The sequence below is a fragment of the Streptomyces chromofuscus genome, from assembly GCF_015160875.1.
Lineage (GTDB): Bacteria > Actinomycetota > Actinomycetes > Streptomycetales > Streptomycetaceae > Streptomyces > Streptomyces chromofuscus.
In genome coordinates this window covers 1,570,767-1,589,943 of record NZ_CP063374.1, presented here as the reverse complement: position 1 = coordinate 1,589,943, position 19,177 = coordinate 1,570,767, and the positions used below count along the sequence as shown (strand labels likewise).

Here is a 19,177-nt window from a genome sequence, read left to right as displayed (position 1 = left end):
CCCCCGACAACGCTTCCCCTCCACAGTTTCCGAAAGCGACGCGCTGTGACGCCTGAATCCCACACCACGACCGACACGGACGACCTCGGCGTCAGTCCGCCCCCCGGCTGCCCGGCCCACAGCCTCGGCCCCGGCGGACTGCACCGGCTCTACGGCCCCGAGGCACAGGACCTGGGCGCCCTGTACGAGAGACTCCGCACCGAGCACGGCGCCGTGGCCCCGGTCCTGCTCCACGACGACGTCCCGATGTGGGTGGTCCTCGGCCACGCGGAGAACCTCCACATGGTCCGCTCGCCCGCCCAGTTCACCCGGGACAGCCGCATCTGGAGCCCGCTGCTGGAGGGCATGGTCAAGCCCGACCATCCCCTCATGCCGCACATCGCCTGGCAGCCGATCTGCTCGCACGCCGAGGGCGACGAGCACCTGCGGCTGCGCGGCGCGGTCACCGGCGCGCTGACCACCATCGACTTCCGCAGCCTGCGCCGGCACATCACCCGCTACACCCAGATTCTCGTCAACCGGTTCTGCGAGGCGGGCGAGGCCGACCTCGTCGGCCAGTACGCCGACCATCTGCCGATGGCCGTGATGTGCGAGATCCTCGGCATGCCCGACGAGTACGGCGACCGGATCGTGCACGCCGCCCGCGACATGCTCAAGGGCACCGAGACCGCGATCTCCAGCAACCAGTACATCGTCGACGCCCTCGGACGGCTCGCCGCCCAGCGCCGCGCCCAGCCCGAGGAAGACTTCACCAGCCATCTCGTCACCCACCCGGCCGGCCTCACCGACGACGAGGTCCGCGAACACCTGCGGGTGGTGCTCATCGCCGCCTACGAGGCCACCGCCAACCTCCTGGCCAACGTGCTGCGCACGGTGCTCACGGACCCGCGCTTCCGCGCCCAGCTCAACGGCGGCCAGATGACCGTGCCGGAGGCGGTCGAGCAGTCGCTGTGGGACGAGCCGCCGTTCAGCGCGGTCTTCGCCTACTTCGCCAAGCAGGAGACGGAGCTGGGCGGCCAGCGGATCCGCAAGGGCGACGGGCTGCTGTTCGCCCCCGCGCCGGGCAACGTCGACCCGAAGGTACGGCCCGACCTGACCGCCAACATGCAGGGCAACCGCTCGCACCTCGCCTTCGGCGGCGGACCGCACGAGTGCCCCGGACAGGACATCGGCCGTGCCATCGCCGACATCGGTGTGGACGCGCTGCTGATGCGGCTGCCGGACGTCGAACTCGACTGCGACGAAGAGGACCTGGACTGGTCCGAGTCGATCGCCTCACGTCACCTGGTGGAACTGCCGGTGCGGTTCGAGCCCAAGCCGCAGCAGGACGTGATGGAGAAGCCGGGCCTGCAGCCGGTGCACCACCGGCGCACCAACTGGCAGGTCGGCACCCCGGTCCCCGAGCCGGCGCCCGCCGCCGAGCCCGCGGCCGCCGCGGACCAGGCGGTCACCGCGCCGGCGGCGCCCCAGCAGCCCGTGCCCGCCGCGGAACCGGTCGGCGCCCGCAGGCCGGGCGCCTGGCAGCGGTTCCTGCGCTGGTGGCGGGGCTACTGACCGGCCCACTCCGGGTCCCCGGACCAGGCCGCCAGGGTCCGCCCAGTGCGGAAGACATGCGCCACTCCCGTGACCGGATCGGTGAACTCCAGCTCCCTCGCGAGCAGTTGCAGCGGGCGCCGGAAGTCACCGGCCGGCACGGGGTCGGTCACCACCGGGTACAGCGGATCACCGAGGAGGGGCACGCCCAGCGCGTTCATGTGCACCCGCAGCTGATGCGTCTGGCCGGTGCCCGGCACCAGCCGGTACCGGGCGAGGTCCGCACGGTGCTCGATCAGCTCGACGTGGCTCACCGCGTTCGGCTCGCCCTCGACCTCCCGGGCGGTCAGCGAGCCGCGCTCCTTCACGATCCGGCTGCGCACGCTCCGGGGCAGGGTGAGCGCCGGATCGTACGGCGCGACCGCCTCGTACACCTTGCGCACCCGCCGGTCGCGGAACAGCGTCTGGTACGCGCCCCGCTCCTCGGGCCGCACCGTGAACAGCACCAGCCCGGCGGTGAGCCGGTCCAGCCGGTGCGCGGCGGTCAGCGACGGAATGCCGAGCTCGCGGCGGAGCCGGGCGAGCGCGGTCTCCGCGACATGGCTGCCGCGTGGGGTGGTGGCGAGGAAGTGCGGTTTGTCGACGACGACGATGTGCTCGTCGCGGTGCACGATCCGCAGCTCGAACGGCACGCGCACCTCGGCGGGCAGCTCCCGGTGGAACCACACGAACATCCCCGGCACGTACGCCGCGTCCGGCGCCACCGCCGTCCCGTCCGCCCCGACGACCAGCCCCGCGTCGAACATCCCGTCGACGACCCCGTCGCCGGCGCCGGTCAGCCGCTCCACCAGATACTCCCGCACGGTCGGCCACGTGCCCCCGAAGGGCAGCCGCACCCGCACCGGGTCCACCCCTTCGCGCTGCGGCAACGGGGAGGGCGGAAGGGGGGTCCTGCGTCTCATCGCCGTCCAGCGTAGGCGCTCGCGCGGGGCCTTCCGTCCCCCGAGGACGCCGAAGCGGCGGCACCTCGGCGTGCCGCCGCTTTCGCCGCACCTGCGCCGGTGCGGCCGTCGCCCCGGCGGCTACGCGGCCGTCGCCCCGGTCTCCTGCTCCGCCTCGATCCGGGCGTTCCACTCCCGCTTGGACGCCTGCCAGCCGTCCTCGTTGTGCCCGAGCCGCCAGTAGCCGGAGATGGACAGGTCCTCGCGCGGCACCTGACGCTCCAGGCGCAGCAGAGCCCGCAGCTGCTTCACGAAGGCCGCCTCGCCGTGCACGAACGCGTGCACCCGGCCCTCGGGGCACTCCATCGTGCGCACCGCCTCGACCAGCAGCTCGCCGACGGGACGGTCGCCGCGGTGCAGCCAGACGACCTGCGCGTCGGAGTCGATCTTCTGCTCCTCCTCGGGCCCGGCGACCTCCACGAAGGCCCGTACCTCGGCGCCGTCGGGCAGCGACTCCAGGGCGGCCGCGATCGCGGGCAGCGCGCTCTCGTCACCGGCGAGCAGATGCCAGTCGGCGCTCGCGTCGGGGGCGTAGGCGCCGCCGGGGCCCATGAAGCGCAGGGTCTCACCAGGCTGGGCACGCATCGCCCAGGGGCCGGCCAGGCCCTCGTCGCCGTGCAGCACGAAGTCCAGGGTCAGCTCGCGCAGTTCCGGGTCCCAGCCGCGCACGGTGTACGTCCGGGTGACCGGCCACTGCTCGCGCGGGAGCTCCTCGCGGATCCGCTGGAGGTCGAAGGGCTCCGGATAGGTCACGCCCTCGGCGGGAGGGAAGAGCAGCTTCACATAGTGGTCGGTGCACGTGCCCGCGGTGAATTCGGCGAGGCCGTCGCCGCCGAGCACCACGCGCTGCATGTGCGGGGTCAGTCGCTCGGTGCGGACGACCTGGGCGGAGTGAGTCCTGCGCGGCTGGCGGGCCGGACGATCTGCCATGACGGCCTCCCTGATCCGAATAACTTAGGCTAACCTAAGCTAGCACTTCCGCCCTGTGGGCGCCTCTCACCTGTGCACGCGCGTCTCCCAGGTGTTCAAGTGTATGAGGCCGATTGCCTGAATCGTCATGGTTCAAGCGTGGTGAGCAGCCGCTGCAGCGCGCCGCCGAGCCCCCAGCGCCCCGACAACGCCTCGAGCGCCTCCGGGTCGCGCGGCCGGCGCGGCAGGGTCGTGTCGACGTCCGGCAGCGGCACGTCGGACGCCACCCGGACGACCGTCGGCGCCACCGCCAGGTAGGGACGCGCCTCGTCCAGCCGCCGGCGCTGGGCCGGCGTCAGCTTCGCCCCGCGGTCGTCGACCGCGGCCAGGATCCCGGCCAGGTCGCCGAACTCGGCGAGCAGCTTGGCGGCCGTCTTCTCGCCGATGCCCGGCACGCCCGGCAGTCCGTCGCTGGGGTCGCCGCGCAACAGGGCCAGATCCGCGTACCCGCTGCCGTCGACGCCGTACTTCTCGCGCAGCCAGGTCTCGTCCGTCAGCTGGAGACTGCCGACGCCCTTCAGCGGGTACAGCACCCGCACGCCGCGCGCGTCGTCCACCAGCTGGTACAGGTCACGGTCGCCCGTCACGATGTCGACCGGGCCGGTGGCCCGCGCGGTGAAGGTGCCGATGACGTCGTCCGCCTCGTACCCCGCGACCCCCACGCGCGCGATGCCCAGCGCGTCGAGGACCGCCTCGATCACCGGCACCTGCGGCGACAGCGTGTCCGGCACCTCCTCCACGTCCGGCCCGCTCTCCTGCTCCTCGGCGACCCGGTGCGCCTTGTACGACGGGATCAGGTCGACCCGCCACTTCGGGCGCCAGTCGGCGTCCATGCACGCCACCAGGTGCTCGGGGTGGTGGTCCCGGACCAGGCGGTCGATGAAGTCGAGCAGTCCGCGCACGGCGTTCACCGGCGTGCCGTCCGGCGCTCTCACCGAGTCCGGGACGCCGAAGTAGGCGCGGAAGTAGAGCGAGGCGGTGTCGAGGAGCATCAGTCGTCCGGTCACGTCCCGCATCATGCCGTACCCCGCCGACAGTCTCCCGGCGCCGGCCGGGGCGTGCCAGTCGTGAACGTCCTGTGAGCCGGATCACTGTCGTGTTTGCCGTGGAGGCGTCTGGGCAGGCGCCGCCTCGGAGCGACGTCGGTTGCACTTTCAACTGTTTGCGGCCCTCGTCCCCCTTCCTTGCCGTCCAGACGAGAGGCACGCGTGTCAGCCAGGCTTGAGGCCCAGCATCTCTACAAGGTGTTCGGCAGACGACCGGACGAGGCAGTGGACCGGCTCCGCGAGGGAGCCGACCGTCAGGAGCTGCGGGCCGACGGCACCACCGCCGCCGTGATCGACGCCTCCTTCACCGTGGAACCGGGCGAGATCTTCGTCGTCATGGGCCTGTCCGGCTCGGGCAAGTCCACGCTGCTGCGCATGCTCAACGGGCTGCTCGAGCCCACCGCCGGAACGGTCCGCTTCGACGGGCAGGACCTGACCGCGCTCTCCGGCCGCGAGCTGCGCGAGGTCCGCGCCCGGAAGATCAGCATGGTCTTCCAGCACTTCGCGCTGTTCCCGCACCGCAGCGTCCTGGAGAACGCCGCCTACGGCCTGGCCGTGCAGGGCGTGCCCCGCGCCGAGCGCGAGCGCCGCGCCGGCGAGGCGCTGGCCCTGTGCGGACTGGACGGCTGGGCGCGGTCCTGGCCCGACGAGCTGTCCGGCGGCATGCAGCAGCGCGTCGGCCTGGCCCGCGCCCTGGCCACCGACGCCGACCTGCTGCTGATGGACGAGTCCTTCAGCGCGCTCGACCCGCTGATCCGCCGCGACATGCAGGACCAGCTGCTCGAGCTCCAGCGGACGCTGAGGAAGACCATCGTCTTCATCACCCACGACCTGAACGAGGCCATGCGCCTGGGCGACCGGATCGCCGTCATGCGCGACGGGCGGATCGTGCAGACCGGCAGCGCCGAGGACATCCTGCTGCGCCCCGCGAACGACTACGTCGCCTCCTTCATCCAGGACGTCGACCGCTCGCGCGTGCTCACCGCGGGCGCCGTCATGGACACCGGCGTGCGCGGCGACGAGGCCGGCTGCGCCTGCGAGACCGCGACACCCGACACGCCGTTCACCGAGCTGTGCGCGATCAGCGCGCGCGTGCCCCACCCGGTCGCCGTCCTGGACGGCGGGCACAAACTCGTCGGCGTCGTCCCGAGGCAGCGCCTCGTCGGCTTCCTCGGCGACCAGGAGGGCGGAGCCACGCCCTGCGACAGCCCGCGCGAAGGGACGGTGACCGCCGATGCCTAGGCTGCGTCTCGGCGACTGGGTCGACTCCGGCGTCGACTGGCTCGTCCGCCACCTCTCCTGGCTGTTCGACGCGGTCAAGGCCGTCGTCGACGGCATGTACAACGGCATCAGCGACGTCCTCACCGCCCCCGAGCCGCTGCTCCTGGCCGGCATCCTCGCGGTGCTCGCCTGGTGGCTGCGCGGCCTGCTCGGCGGTGTCCTGGCCTTCGCCGGTTTCGCCCTCATCGACTCGCTCGAGCTGTGGGATCAGGCGATGTCGACCCTGTCCCTGGTGATCGTGGCGACCGTGATCGCCCTGGTGATCTCCATCCCGCTGGGCGTCTGGGCCGCCCGCTCCAAGACCGTCGGCGCGCTCGTCCGGCCCGTGCTGGACCTGCTCCAGACGATGCCGTCGATGGTCCTGCTGATCCCGGCGATCCTGTTCTTCGGCATGGGCGTGCCGGCCGGTGTGATCGCCACCCTGATCTTCGCGCTGGCCCCCGGCGTCCGCATGACCGAGCTGGGCATCCGGCAGGTCGACGCCGAACTCGTGGAGGCCGCCGAGGCGTTCGGCACCACGCCCCGCGACACCCTGCTGCGCGTGCAGCTCCCGCTCGCCCTGCCGACCATCATGGCCGGCGTCAACCAGGTCATCATGCTCGGCCTGTCCATGGTCGTCATCGCCGGCATGGTCGGCACCGGCGGTCTCGGCGGCGCCGTCAACGAGGCCATCGGCCAGCTCGACATCGGCCTCGGCTTCGAGGCGGGCCTCGGCATCGTCGTCCTCGCCATCTACCTGGACCGGATCACCGGCGCGCTCGGCGAGCAGATCTCCCCGCTCGGCCGCCGCGCCGCCGCCCGGGCCCGCGCCGCGGGCGACCGCCGGGCGTGGAACCACCGCCCCCGCCCGGTCGTCGCGGTCGTCGGCGTGGTCGTCCTCGCCCTGGTCGCCGGCGGCATGGGCGTCTTCGGCTCCTCCACCGGCCCCGCCGAGGCCTCCGCCACGAACATCGGCCGGGGCGAGGAGATCGAGCTGGGTTACATCCCCTGGGACGAGGGCATCGCCTCGACGTACCTGTGGAAGGAAATCCTGGAACGGCGTGGCTTCGAGGTCACCACCACGCAGTACACCGCCGGCCCGCTCTACACCGGCCTCGCCACCGGCCGGATCGACTTCCAGACCGACTCCTGGCTGCCGACCACGCACGCCGAGTACTGGAAGAAGTACGGCGACCGGCTGGAGGACCTCGGCTCCTGGTACGGCCCCACCTCCCTGGAGCTGACCGTCCCGTCGTACATGGAGGACGTGAACTCCCTGGAGGACCTGAAGGACCACGCCTCCGACGTCGACGGGAAGATCGTCGGCATCGAGCCGAGCGCCGGGATGATGGGCCTGCTCAAGGACAAGGTGCTCAAGGAGTACGGGCTCGAGGACTCCTACGAGGTCGTGGACGGCTCGACGCCCGCGATGCTGGCCGAGCTCGAGCGGGCGTACGCCAAGAAGCAGCCGATCGTCGTCACGCTCTGGTCGCCGCACTGGGCGTACAGCGACTACGACCTGAAGAAGCTCAAGGACCCCAAGGGCGCCTGGGGCGAGGGCGACGGCGTGCACACCCTGGCCCGCAAGGGCTTCGCCGAGGACAACCCCGAGGTCGGCGAGTGGCTGCGGAACTTCTCCATGACGGAGAAGCAGCTGACGGATCTGGAGGCGCAGATCCAGAAGGCCGGCAAGGGCGGCGAGCAGGACGCCGTGCGCACCTGGCTGGAGCGGCATCCCGGCCTGGTCGACAAGTGGGCCCCGGTGGGGGAGGGGCAGAGCCGGGCGGCCGGGTGACCTGACCGGTCCGGCCGCCGGGGCGAGGGGTGGGCAGCGACGTACACGCACGCGCGGGTGTGTGGCGGTCGCGCCCACCCCTCGTGGCGTCGCGGCCACCCGAGGTGCACCGTCGGTACGAAAAGGATCCGGACAACCACGCAGCGCTACGCCACCACCAGAACCCGGCCGTCAACTTCGGTGAGCGCACCCTTACTTGCGCGGCGCCCGACCACCTGGTCGGCTCAGGCCCGCTGCGGGAACATCGCGCACGGCTCGCGCATTGAACAGAACAGCGGCAGGCTCGTACTGAGCGACGGTCAGGGTCGAGGGCGCAGCCCGAGGCCCTGCGGCCGAGGTGGAGTCCGGCCCCCTGGTCAGCTCGTTCGCCGCGAAGGAGGAGCCGGCGGCCGGTGACGCCGGAAGGAGGTTCCGGTGGCGCGATCCATGAGGTCGCGGGCCACGCTGTGTGACTGCGATGTGACGGGCGCATGAAACGGTTTGCCGAACATGCGTAGGGTGCAGAGAACTCATCAGAAAGGGGTGCGCCCGGACAGCGGCGTACGAGGACCGACCGACGAGCGAAGGAGGGAGCCGGAGCGATGGGCGACCACAAAGAGCAGCCCCTTCGGGTGGGCGCGGCCGTGCGGCGGCGCCGTCGTGCCCTCGAGCTCACCCTCGCCGTCGTGGCCGAGCGCAGCGGCCTGTCGGTCCCCTTCCTGAGCCAGGTCGAGAACGACCGCGCCCGGCCCAGCCAGACCTCCCTGGAGAAGGTCGCCGACGCCCTGCGCACCACCGCCGTGGAGCTCCTCGCCGCCGCCGACCCGGCGTGCAGCGTCGACGTGGTGCGCGCCGACCCCACCGAGCCGGGCCCGCAGCCGCAGGTGCGTTCCCTGGTGCGCGGTCACCACCAGATGCACGCCTCCGAGTTCACCGGCGACCACGAGGCGGGCCGTGAATTCCAGTACCGCAACGACCAGTTGATGTATGTCGCCGACGGCGCCGCAGAGATCGAGGCGGAGGGCCGCGCCTATCGCCTGGGCCGCGGCGACACCCTGTACCTCACGGGCGGCGTGCGGCACCGCTGGCGGGCCACCGTGCCGGACACGCGCGTGCTGGTCGTCGCCGTCGCCGAGCACATCGAGGCCCTCCGGGACCGGCGCCGTTAGCCGTGCGCGTCGTCTCGCTGGTGCCCTCCCTCACGGAGGCCGTGGCGGTGTCCGCTCCCGGCGTACTCGTCGGCGCGACGGACTGGTGCACCCATCCGGCGGACCTCGACGTCACCCGCGTCGGTGGGACCAAGAACCCCCGCCTCGACCGTGTCCTCGCGCTCGCCCCCGACCTGGTGGTCGCCAACGAGGAGGAGAACCGGGCCCCCGACCTCGACATCCTGCGCGCGGCCGGCGCGGAGGTGCTGGTGACCGAGGTGCGGGACCTGCCGCAGGCCTTCGGCGAGCTGGCGCGGGTGCTCGACGCCTGCGGAGCCTCTCCGCGCCCCGCGTGGCTGCGGGACGCGGAGCGGGCCTGGGCGCGGCTGCCGGCGCCGGCCCCGCGCACCACGGCCGTGGTGCCGATCTGGCGGCGGCCCTGGATGGTGCTGGGCCGTGCCACCTTCGCCGGTGACGTCCTCGCCCGCCTGGGCGTGGACCAGCTCTACGCGGGCCACCCGGACCGCTACCCGCGGATCCCGCTCGACGCCCTGCGCGCCGCCGCCCCGGACCTGGTCGTCCTGCCGGACGAGCCCTACCGCTTCACCGCCGACGACGGCCCGGAGGCCTTCGAGCCGCTGCCCTGCGCGCTCGTCAGCGGCCGGCACCTGACCTGGTACGGGCCGTCGCTGGCCGAGGCCCCCCGGGTGCTGGGGGAGGCCCTGCGAGCAGTGTTCCGCTGAGCAGACCGCGCGCCGTCCGCACGGCGACGAGGGCCCAGGCGGCGACCAGGACGCCGTACAGACCGATCGCGAGCCAGTCGAAGGCGGCGAGGCCGGTGTGCCGGCCCAGGGGCCTCGGCGCCGGTCACACAGGTGCCGACGGGGAACGTGAACGCCCACCACGTCATCGCGAAGCCCATGCCGTGCCGGCGGGCCCTCAGCACGAGCGCCGTGGCCAGGCCGCACCACAGCAGCGCGAAGCCCATCACGGGCACCCCGTACAGGGCGACGAGGCCGCTTCCCCCGTGCGCGGCGTCCGTGATGGTGCCGACGGCGGTCGTGGACTGCCCCAGCGGGCCGAGCACCAGGAACAGCGTCGGGGTGAGGGGGAGCGGCAGCGGACCGGCCGTGAGCAGACGGGCGAAGATCACCGGCAGCATGAGCAGGGTGGCCAGCAGGCTCAGCCCGAACATCGCCGCGCAGGCGAACAGCAGCGTCCGGCGGAGCTGCCCCGACGGCACGTACGGCACGAGCAGCGGCCCGACGGCCGCGAACACCATGGGCGCGACCAGCGGAAGCAGCCAGGCGGGAGTGGCCTGGCGGGAGTGGCCTGGCGGATGTCCGGCCGGTGGTGCACGACCATCAGGTACGGGACGGCGACGGCGGCCGTCAGCCCGAGGAGAGTCCCGGCCGTGAACAGCACGGCGTCGAGGGCGACCGCCGCCCCGGTGCCCGTCCAGTCCCGGCCCACAGTGATCGTTCCACCGCCGACAGCGAGCAGGGCCATGGCCGGACAGCCATAGAAAGGGGCCGTCGCCGGGTTCATGAGGTGGGCGCGCGCCCGGTCGCGGTGGTGGGCCCAGTGCAGGGCGCGGGCGGCGAGCAGGGCCACGAGCCCGATCAGGGACAGGGCCCAGACGGCCGTGCAGGCCGTGCGCAGTCCCGCAAGGCGCACGGGGAGCGCGGCGCCGGCGGTGGCGACGACGGCGGTGCCCATGACGCAGGCGTACCAGTTCGGTCCGAGGTGACGGACGGCGAGGGCACGCCGGGCGGGGCGCGGCAGGGGGTGGGCGAGGGTGACCATGTCCTCACCGTCTCCCCGCTGCCGGGCCGTCACCAGGGACCACGTCCCGGTGGGGGCATAAGGTGGGGTTATGAGCAGGTCGCAGGGGCAGGAGAACGGACGGTCGTCCCCGGGTGCGGGTTCGCTGGCGCACCGGGTGCCGGATCTGGGGGCGCTGGAGCTGCTGCTGGCCGTGGCGCGGCTGGGGAGTCTCGGCGCGGCGGCCCGGGAGGTCGGTGTCACGCAGCCCGCGGCGAGCAGCCGCATCCGTTCCATGGAACGGCAGTTGGGGGTGGCGCTGGTGGACCGTTCGCCGCGCGGCTCCCGGCTCACCGACACCGGTGTGCTGGTGACGGACTGGGCGCGGCGCGTGGTGGAGGCGGCGGAGGCCTTCGACGCCGGGGCCCAGGCGCTGCGCGACCGGCGGGACTCTCGGCTGCGGGTCGCGGCGAGCATGACCATCGCCGAGTACCTGCTGCCGGGCTGGCTGCTGGCGCTGCGTGCGGCGCGGCCCGACACCGCGGTGTCGCTGCTCGCGGGGAACTCGGCGGCCGTCGCGGACCGGCTCCTGTCCGACGAGGCGGACCTGGGCTTCGTGGAAGGGCTGACGGTCCCGACGGGACTGGACTCGGTGGTCGTCGGCCACGACCACCTCGTCGTCGTGACGGCGCCGGGCCATCCCTGGGCCCGTCGGCGCCGCCCGCTGTCGGCGGACGAACTGGCGGCGACCCCGCTGGTGCTGCGTGAGAAGGGCTCGGGCACCCGCCAGGTCCTGGACGCGGCCCTGGGCGGCCTCGCCCGCCCGCTGATCGAGCTGTCCTCGACGACGGCCGTGAAGGCGTCGGCGGTCGGCGGCGCGGGACCGGCGGTGCTGAGCGAACTGGCGGTCGGCGAGGAACTGGCGACCCGGCGCCTGGTCGGCGTCCCCGTGGAGGGCGCCGGCCTGCGCCGGGACCTGCGGGCGGTGTGGCGGACGGGCCACCGCCCGGTGGGACCGGCGCGGGAACTGCTGGGGCTGACGCGGAAGTCGTCCAAGGGACGATGAACGCCCCGAAGGGGCGCGCGGAACTGCGCGCCCGGCCAGCCGCGCGGGGACCTGCGCGACCGCCGTCGCACGCGGAAGTGCGCGACCGGCCACGGCGGGGGACCTGCGCGACCGCCGTCGCACGCGGGCCTGCGCGACCGGCAACCGAAGGAGCGGCACCCGACATCCGGCCAGGGCGCCGAACCCTCTGGCGCGCCCCGGCTACCCGGCGGCCTCCGCGGCCTCCACCAGCCCCCGCATCACCCGCACGTCCTCGCCCATCTCCGGATGCCACTGCACCCCCAGCACCCAGTGCTCTCCGGGCAGTTCGACGGCCTCCACGGTCCCGTCCGCCGCGTGCGCCGAGGCCACCAGCCCCGTACCGAGCAGCTCCACGGACTGGTGGTGGTACGTCGGCACGGTCGTCTCCTCCGGCACGAGACCGGCGTACAACGACCCCGAAACCGGCTTGACGGCGTGGCCGCCGAAGACCCCGACCAGCTCCGCGTGCCCGTCCAGGTGCTGTACCAGCGTCCCGCCCAGGGCGACGTTCAGCAACTGCATGCCCCGGCAGATGCCCAGCACCGGCACCCGTGCCGCCAAGGCGGCGCCGATCAGGGCGAGTTCCCAGGTGTCGCGCTCCCGCGCGGGCGGCCCGGTGCGCGGGTCGCGTGCGGCACCGTAGCGGACCGGGTCGACGTCCGGGCCGCCCGCGATCACCAGGCCGTCGAGGCGGGAAACCGTCGCCGCCGCGTGCTCCGGCGTGTCCGGCGGCAGCATCGCGGCCAGCCCGCCCGCCCGCTGCACCAGCCGCGGATACCCCGCGGGCAGCAGTGCCGCGTCCAGCTCCCACACGCCCCAGCGCGCCCCGGCCTCCAGATACGTGCTGACGCCGATCAGCGGCCTGCCGGCCATACGTCCTCCCGCTGCCCTCAATGGATCGTCCACATACCTTTGCGGTAGCGGCCGCCGCGTGCAAGGCCTCACGTGAGGAATCCGCGCAGCAGCGCCGCCGTCCCCGCGCAGTGCTCCCGCATGATCTCCCGCGCCCCGTCCGCGTCCCCGTCCAGCACCGCCTCCACCAGCGCCGCGTGCTGGCGCTGGGAGTGCTCCAGGTTCCGCACCAGCAGCGGGATGCAGTCCAGCAGGTCGTTCACCGTGGCGCGGACCGCTGCGTACTGCGCGGTCAGCGTCGGCGACCCGCACAGCTCGGCGAGCGTGAGGTGCAGCAGCGTGTCCAGGCGCCGGTAGTCGCCGAGGGGCGCGTCGTGCGTGCGGGCCAGCGCGGCGCGCAGCCGCAGCGAGCGCTCGCCGGTCAGCCCGTCCGCCGCGCACAGCCCGGCCGCGCCCACCTCCAGCACCTCCCGGAAGCGCAGGACGTCCTCGATGTCGACCCCGGCGACCCGGCGGCGCAGCTCGTCCTGGCCGCCGCCGTCCGCGCGGGGCAGCACGAACGTTCCGCCGTACCGCCCCCGCCGCGCCTCCACCAGACCCTGGTCCTGGAGCACCTTCAGCACCTCGCGCAGCGTCACCCGGCTGATCCCGAGCCGCTCCGCCAGCTCCCGCTCGGCGGGCAGCCGCTCGCCGCCGGGGACCAGGCCGAGCCGCAGCACCTGGAGGATCTGCTCCAGCGCCTCCTCGAAGCCGTTGCCGGCGCGCACCGGCCGCAGCACCGGCGTCAGCGGGTCCTCCCGGCCCGGAACCGGACCTTCCGGCCCGTCGCCCACCCGATCCACCGACATACGGCCGTGCCCCCTTCCCAACCAATGGTTCTCGCCAATACCTTATGGCTCTCGGCCCGGCCGACACAGCGCGCAGAAGCCCGAAGGAGGCCCTTCCCGTGGCAGAACGCACACCCCCGCTCGGCGTCGAGGAGCTGCACGCCCTCGTCGCCGGCGGTGAGATCGACACCGTCGTCCTGGCCTTCCCGGACATGCAGGGGCGCCTCCAGGGCAAGCGGTTCGCGGCGCGCTTCTTCCTCGACGAGGTACTGGAGCACGGCACGGAGGGCTGCAACTACCTCCTCGCCGTCGACACCGAGATGAACACCGTCGACGGCTACGCGATGTCCTCCTGGGACCGCGGCTACGGCGACTTCGCCATGCGGCCCGACCTCAGCACCCTGCGCCGCGTCCCGTGGAACGAGGGCACCGCGATGGTCGTCGCCGACCTCGCCTGGGACGACGGCTCCCCGGTCGTGGCCGCGCCCCGCCAGATCCTGCGCCGTCAGCTGGAGCGCCTCGCCGAGCTCGGCCTCACCGCGCAGGTCGGCACCGAGCTGGAGTTCATCGTCTTCAAGGACACCTACGAGCAGGCCTGGGACGCCGGCTACCGGGGACTCACCCCGGCCAACCAGTACAACATCGACTACTCGGTCCTCGGCACCGGCCGCGTCGAGCCTCTGCTGCGCCGCATCCGCAACGAGATGGCCGGCGCCGGCATGACCGTCGAGTCCGCCAAGGGCGAGTGCAACCCGGGCCAGCACGAGATCGCCTTCCGGTACGCCGAGGCCCTGGTCACCTGCGACCAGCACGCGATCTACAAGACCGGCGCCAAGGAGATCGCCGCCCAGGAGGGCGTGTCGATCACCTTCATGGCCAAGTACAACGAGCGCGAGGGCAACTCCTGTCACATCCATCTGTCGCTGGCCGACGACACCGGCCGCACCGTGATGCCGGGCGACGACGGGATGTCCGAGGTCATGCGGCACTTCCTCGCCGGACAGCTCGCCGCGCTGCGGGACTTCTCGCTGCTGTACGCGCCGCACGTCAACTCGTACAAGCGGTTCCAGCCGGGGTCCTTCGCGCCGACCGCCGTCGCCTGGGGTCACGACAACCGCACCTGCGCGCTGCGGGTCGTCGGTCACGGCCGCTCGCTGCGGTTCGAGAACCGGCTGCCCGGCGGTGACGTCAACCCGTACCTCGCCGTCGCGGGGATGGTGGCGGCGGGTCTGCACGGGATCGAGCGGAAGCTGGAACTGCCCGACCCGTGCCCCGGCAACGCCTACACGGCCGGCTTCGCGCACGTCCCGACCACCCTGCGCGAGGCCGCAGAGCTGTGGGAGAACAGCCCGGTCGCCGAGGCGGCGTTCGGTGACGAGGTGGTCGCGCACTACCGCAACATGGCGCGCGTCGAGCTGGAGGCCTTCGACGCCGCGGTGACCGACTGGGAGCTGCGCCGCTCCTTCGAACGCATGTGAGGCCCTTCGTGTCCGAACAGCTCCAGGTACTGAACCCGGCGACCGAGGAGGTCGTCGCCACGATCCCGGCGGCGTCGGTGGCCGACGTCCACATGGCGGTCGTCCGGGCCACGCGAGCGCAGGAAGGTTGGGCCGCGCTGGCTCCCGGCGACCGCGCCCGTCTGCTGCGCCGCTTCGCCGTCACGGTGGACGCTCACGTCGAGGAACTGGCCCGGCTGGAGGTCCGCGAGGCCGGGCACGTGATCGGCAACGCCCGCTGGGAGGCCGGCAACGTCCGCGACCTGCTCGACTACGCGGCCGGGGGAGTGGAACGGCTGACCGGTCGCCAGATCCCGGTGCCGGGCGGGCTCGACGTCACGATCCTCGAACCGCTGGGCGTCGTCGGCGTCATCGCGCCCTGGAACTTCCCCATGCCGATCGCCGCCTGGGGCACGGCGCCGGCCCTCGCGGCGGGCAACGCGGTGATCCTGAAGCCCGCCGAGACCACTCCGCTGACCGCGCTGCGCCTCGCCGAACTCGCCCGGGAGGCAGGGCTCCCGGAAGGGCTGTTCCAGGTGCTCCCCGGGCGCGGCCCCGTCGCGGGCAGAGCCCTCGTCGAGCACCCCGGCGTCGCGAAGATCGTCTTCACCGGATCAACGGCCGTGGGCAAAGAGGTGTTGGCGAGGGGTTCGAACCTCCTCAAGCGCGTCACCCTCGAACTCGGCGGCAAGAACCCCAACATCGTCTTCGCCGACGCCGACCTCGAAGCCGCCGCGGCCGCCGCCCCCATGGCCTTCCTCGACAACTCCGGCCAGGACTGCTGCGCCCGCACCCGCATCCTCGTCCAGCGCGGCGCCCACGACCGCTTCCTCGACCTCCTCGCCCCCGCGATCGAGGCGGTCACGGTCGGCGACCCCGCCGACGCGACCACGGACATGGGCCCGCTCATCTCCAGGACCCAGCTGGACCGGGTCCGTTCCTACGTCCCCGAAGGCGCCGAGGGCATCCGCGGCAAGGCCCCCGAAGGCCCCGGCTTCTGGTTCCCGCCCACCGTCCTCACCGGTGTCGGCCCGGAGGCGCGGGTGGCCGTCGAGGAGGTCTTCGGTCCCGTCGCCGTCGTCCTGCCCTTCGACGACGAGGCCGACGCCGTCCGCCTGGCCAACGCCACCGACTACGGCCTCTCCGGCTCCGTCTGGACCCGCGACGTCGGCCGCGCCCTGCGCGTCTCGCGAGCCGTCCGGGCGGGCAACCTGTCCGTCAACTCCCACTCCAGCGTGCGCTACTGGACCCCCTTCGGCGGCTTCAAACAGTCCGGCATCGGCCGTGAACTCGGCCCGGACGCGCTCGCCGCCTTCACCGAGACCAAGAACGTCTTCATCAGCACGGAGGGTCCCCAGTGACCGAAGAGATCATCTGCCGCCGACTGGTCGGCCGCACCGCCGTCCTCACCGGAGCCGGCAGCGGCATCGGTCTCGCCACCGCCCGCCGGCTCGCCTCCGAAGGCGCCCACGTCGTCTGCGGAGACGTCGACGAGACGCGCGGCAAGGCGGCCGCCGAGGAGGTCGGCGGCATCTACGTGAACGTCGACGTCACAGACCCCGAGCAGGTCGAGGCGCTGTTCCGGACGGCGTACGAGACGTACGGCAGCGTCGACGTCGCCTTCAACAACGCCGGTATCTCCCCGCCCGACGACGACTCCATCCTGGAGACCGGCCTGGAGGCCTGGAAGCGCGTCCAGGAGGTCAACCTCACCTCCGTCTACCTGTGCTGCAAGGCGGCGATCCCCTACATGCGCCGCCAGGGCAAGGGCTCCATCATCAACACGGCGTCCTTCGTGGCCCGGATGGGCGCGGCCACCTCGCAGATCTCGTACACCGCGTCCAAGGGCGGCGTCCTCGCCATGTCCCGGGAACTGGGCGTGCAGTTCGCCCGCGAGGGCATCCGCGTCAACGCGCTGTGCCCCGGCCCGGTCAACACCCCGCTGCTGCAGGAGCTGTTCGCCAAGGACCCGGAGCGCGCCGCGCGCCGCCTGGTGCACATCCCGCTCGGCCGGTTCGCCGAGGCCGAGGAGATCGCCGCCGCCGTCGCCTTCCTGGCCAGCGACGACTCCTCCTTCGTCAACGCCAGCGACTTCCTGGTGGACGGCGGGATCTCGGGGGCGTACGTCACACCGCTGTAGCCGTCGGCCTACAGTGCCCGGGTGAGCACGACACCTCCGCCCGGCTGGTACCGCGACCCGTCGGCTCCGCATCTCGAGCGCTGGTGGGACGGAACGGCCTGGACCGAGCACCGGCGCCCGCCCGAGCCCGCCGGCCCGCCGCCCCCGGCCGCCCGCGGCGCCCGGTCCCCGCGCGCGAGGGCCGGGGCCCTCACCGCCGCCGGGATACTGCTGGTGGCCGTGCTCGGCACGGCCGTCGCCGTCCTCGGCGGCGGCCTGGGCGGCGACGAGTCCGGCGGCGACGGAAGCGGCGGCACGCGGGCGAACACCGCGCCGCCGACCGCGGCGACCACGGCTGCGCCCCCGCCCTCCGAGGCCGCCCCCGCACCCTCCACGGACGACCCGGCCGTCGTCGTCGACGAACTCAACGGCATCACCCTGCCGTTGCTCGACGGCTGGGTCCGGCCGGAGAACATCAGCGTGGACCACGTCATGATGACCACCGACGGCACGTACGACTGCCCGGGCGACGCCGGGGTCTGCCGGCACGGCCTGGTCATCTCCCGCACGGCCACCGAGACCGACGAGACGTCCCCCGAGGCGCTGGCGAAGGCGGACATCGCGGACGCGGCCGACGAGGCGTACGACCGGGACGTCGTCGGCCGGCGCCCCTACGGCGGCATCGAGTCGCACCGGGTCGTCAAGGCCGGGCCGGTCGCGGTGGCGGGCCGCGCCGGGTACTTCGTGCGCTGGCGCGTCGACACCGCCGAGGGGCCCGGCGGTTACGTGCAGTCCCTCGCCTTCCAGTCCAGCGTCGGTACGGAGGCGCCGGTCATCGTGCGGTACGTGTTCGACGCCGGTCCGGACGGGCCGCCGCCGTCCGACATGGACCGCATCACGGACGGCATCCGGCCGGTCGGCGACGCGGACACCGGCGGCGGGGTGGGCGCGGGCATCGGGCCGACCGGCTGACGCGTCAGGGCGAGCGGGGAGCGGGGGCGCGGTGCGAGACACGGTCGGCCCGGCCGGCCGGTGCGTCACAGGAACGTGCGGCCCTCGCCCCGGTACGTCGGCACCGTCGCCGTGACCCGGTCGCCCTCGACCAGGTGCAGCGCGTCGAAGCGCTCGCACAGCTCACCGGCCTTGGCGTGCCGGAACCACACCTTGTCGCCGACCAGCAGGTCGTCGGCCGGGGAGCCCAGAAGCGGCGTCTGCACCTCCCCGGCGCCCTCCTGGGCGTCGTAGCGCAGCCCCTGCGGCAGGTACGGCACCGGCAGCCGGTCGGTCCCGGCCGCGCCGGACGCCGGGTAGCCGCCGCCGAGGACGGTCACCACCCCGACGCCGGGCCTGCGCACCACCGGCAGGGCGAACAGCGCCGCCGGACGGCCGCTGAACGACGTGTAGTTGTCGAACAGCCGCGGGACGTACAGCCCCGAACCGGCGCCGATCTCGGTCACCGCGTCCTCCGCGGCGGTGTGCTGCACGCTGCCCGTGCCGCCGCCGTTGACGAACTCCAGCCCCGGCGCCACGGCCCGCACCGCGCGCACCACCGCCGCGCGCCGCTCGGCCAGTTCCCGCCGGGCGGCGGTCTGCATCAGCCGCACCGCCCGCGAGCGCACCGGCCGTCCGGCGATCGCGTCCCCGACGCCCGCGACGTGCCCCTCGTACGCCATGATCCCGACGACCTCGAACCCCGGCCGCCGGGCCACCGCCCGGGCCAGGTCGGCGACGTCGGCGGGGGAGTGCAGCGGCGAGCGGCGCGCCCCGATGCGCACGCGCCCGCCGAGCAGCTTCAGGGAGGTGTCCAACTCCAGGCACACCCGCACGACTTCGCGACCGCCGTCCCGGGCCGCGTCGATGAGGGCGAGCTGGGCGGGGTCGTCCACCACGACCGTGACGGCGGCGGCGAGCTTGGGGTCGGAGGTCAGTTCGGCGAAACCGGCGCGGTCGGCCGACGGATAGGCGAGGAGGACGTCCTCGAAACCGGAGCGGGCCAGCCACAGGGACTCGGCGAGCGTGAACGACATGATCCCTGCGAAGCCGTCCCGGGCCAGGACGCGTTCCAGCAGCGCACGACAGCGTACGGACTTGCTGGCGACGCGGATCGGCTTGCCGCCCGCGCGACGGACCAGGTCGTCCGCGTTGGCGTCGAAGGCGTCCAGGTCCACGATCGCAACGGGGGCGTCGAGATGGGCGGTGGCCCGGTCGTAACGGGCCCGGTCGGCGGCGCGCGCAGTCATGAACGAAGCCTGCCAGACTGGATTACCGCAGGGTAGGGGGATGTTCCGGGCAGATGCCCCG

At 73.4% G+C, this 19,177-nt stretch carries 16 protein-coding genes and 1 pseudogene; 10 read left to right on the top strand and 7 right to left on the bottom strand.

The features are described 5' to 3' along the window. The first annotated feature begins 45 nt into the window (after positions 1-45). Positions 46-1,554 carry a cytochrome P450 gene (locus IPT68_RS07190; RefSeq protein ID WP_189699421.1) on the top strand — a complete coding sequence of 503 codons (1,509 nt, stop codon included), beginning with the start codon at positions 46-48 and terminating at the stop codon, positions 1,552-1,554. Here the strand turns inward: IPT68_RS07190 and IPT68_RS07185 are convergent. The 3 genes from IPT68_RS07185 to IPT68_RS07175 all read right to left on the bottom strand — a co-directional run bounded on the left by IPT68_RS07185 (position 1,548) and on the right by IPT68_RS07175 (position 4,519). After that, on the bottom strand, positions 1,548-2,495 hold the full coding sequence (locus IPT68_RS07185; RefSeq protein ID WP_189699420.1) for an RluA family pseudouridine synthase: 948 nt from the start codon (positions 2,493-2,495) through the stop codon (positions 1,548-1,550). The two genes, IPT68_RS07190 and IPT68_RS07185, sit on opposite strands and share 7 nt — an antisense overlap. Positions 2,496-2,615: 120 nt before the next feature. Next, entirely contained in the window at positions 2,616-3,464 is an 849-nt protein-coding gene (locus IPT68_RS07180; RefSeq protein ID WP_189699419.1) for a siderophore-interacting protein, read from the bottom strand. 125 nt (positions 3,465-3,589) lie between these two features. After that, positions 3,590-4,519 (bottom strand): 5'-3' exonuclease, encoded by a 930-nt coding sequence (locus IPT68_RS07175; RefSeq protein WP_228040501.1) that lies wholly within the window; start codon positions 4,517-4,519, stop codon positions 3,590-3,592. Positions 4,520-4,711: 192 nt separating this feature from the next. Between IPT68_RS07175 and IPT68_RS07170 the strand changes: the two genes are divergently transcribed. The 4 genes from IPT68_RS07170 (at position 4,712) to IPT68_RS07155 (ending at position 9,474) form a co-directional block, all read left to right on the top strand. Next, on the top strand, positions 4,712-5,791 hold the full coding sequence (locus IPT68_RS07170; RefSeq protein ID WP_189699417.1) for a quaternary amine ABC transporter ATP-binding protein: 1,080 nt from the start codon (positions 4,712-4,714) through the stop codon (positions 5,789-5,791). Next, positions 5,784-7,604 (top strand): ABC transporter permease/substrate binding protein, encoded by a 1,821-nt coding sequence (locus tag IPT68_RS07165; protein ID WP_189699416.1) that lies wholly within the window; start codon positions 5,784-5,786, stop codon positions 7,602-7,604. The genes IPT68_RS07170 and IPT68_RS07165 overlap by 8 nt, the downstream gene beginning before the upstream one ends. A 581-nt stretch (positions 7,605-8,185) precedes the next feature. Beyond that, positions 8,186-8,752 (top strand): helix-turn-helix domain-containing protein, encoded by a 567-nt coding sequence (locus tag IPT68_RS07160; protein ID WP_189699415.1) that lies wholly within the window; start codon positions 8,186-8,188, stop codon positions 8,750-8,752. A gap of 2 nt (positions 8,753-8,754) precedes the next feature. Further along, positions 8,755-9,474: a helical backbone metal receptor gene (locus tag IPT68_RS07155; RefSeq protein WP_189699414.1), complete on the top strand. Its 720-nt coding sequence runs from the start codon at positions 8,755-8,757 to the stop codon at positions 9,472-9,474. Here IPT68_RS07155 and IPT68_RS07150 read toward each other — a convergent pair. After that, positions 9,386-10,537, bottom strand: a pseudogene (locus IPT68_RS07150) (TDT family transporter). The gene IPT68_RS07155 and the pseudogene IPT68_RS07150 overlap by 89 nt on opposite strands. Positions 10,538-10,607: 70 nt before the next feature. Here IPT68_RS07150 and IPT68_RS07145 point away from each other — a divergent pair. Further along, positions 10,608-11,561, top strand: a complete 954-nt coding sequence (locus IPT68_RS07145; RefSeq protein ID WP_189699413.1) for a LysR family transcriptional regulator — start codon at positions 10,608-10,610, stop codon at positions 11,559-11,561. A 201-nt stretch (positions 11,562-11,762) separates the two neighbouring features. Here IPT68_RS07145 and IPT68_RS07140 read toward each other — a convergent pair whose 3' ends face one another. Both IPT68_RS07140 and IPT68_RS07135 read right to left on the bottom strand, forming a co-directional pair. Beyond that, entirely contained in the window at positions 11,763-12,455 is a 693-nt protein-coding gene (locus tag IPT68_RS07140) for a gamma-glutamyl-gamma-aminobutyrate hydrolase family protein (protein ID WP_189699412.1), read from the bottom strand. A 68-nt stretch (positions 12,456-12,523) separates the two neighbouring features. Beyond that, positions 12,524-13,282 carry a FadR/GntR family transcriptional regulator gene (locus IPT68_RS07135; RefSeq protein ID WP_189699411.1) on the bottom strand — a complete coding sequence of 253 codons (759 nt, stop codon included), beginning with the start codon at positions 13,280-13,282 and terminating at the stop codon, positions 12,524-12,526. Between the two features lie 98 nt (positions 13,283-13,380). On the opposite strand from IPT68_RS07135, the gene IPT68_RS07130 reads away from it, so the two are divergent. From IPT68_RS07130 to IPT68_RS07115, 4 genes are read left to right on the top strand one after another with little or no spacing between them, the layout of a single operon-like run. After that, the gene (locus IPT68_RS07130) at positions 13,381-14,739 is read left to right on the top strand and encodes a glutamine synthetase family protein (protein WP_189699410.1); all 1,359 of its coding nucleotides are present in this window, start codon (positions 13,381-13,383) and stop codon (positions 14,737-14,739) included. A gap of 8 nt (positions 14,740-14,747) precedes the next feature. Then, on the top strand, positions 14,748-16,118 hold the full coding sequence (locus IPT68_RS07125) for an aldehyde dehydrogenase family protein (protein ID WP_228040296.1): 1,371 nt from the start codon (positions 14,748-14,750) through the stop codon (positions 16,116-16,118). Continuing rightward, complete coding sequence (locus IPT68_RS07120; protein WP_189699408.1) at positions 16,115-16,897, top strand: 3-oxoacyl-ACP reductase; 783 nt, start codon at positions 16,115-16,117, stop codon at positions 16,895-16,897. Before IPT68_RS07125 ends, IPT68_RS07120 begins: the two co-directional genes overlap by 4 nt. 21 nt (positions 16,898-16,918) lie before the next feature. Beyond that, complete coding sequence (locus IPT68_RS07115) at positions 16,919-17,848, top strand: DUF2510 domain-containing protein (protein WP_189699407.1); 930 nt, start codon at positions 16,919-16,921, stop codon at positions 17,846-17,848. Between the two features lie 65 nt (positions 17,849-17,913). Here the strand turns inward: IPT68_RS07115 and IPT68_RS07110 are convergent, their stop codons facing one another. Then, positions 17,914-19,116 carry an amino acid deaminase/aldolase gene (locus tag IPT68_RS07110; RefSeq protein ID WP_189699406.1) on the bottom strand — a complete coding sequence of 401 codons (1,203 nt, stop codon included), beginning with the start codon at positions 19,114-19,116 and terminating at the stop codon, positions 17,914-17,916. Between the last annotated feature and the right edge of the window lie 61 nt (positions 19,117-19,177).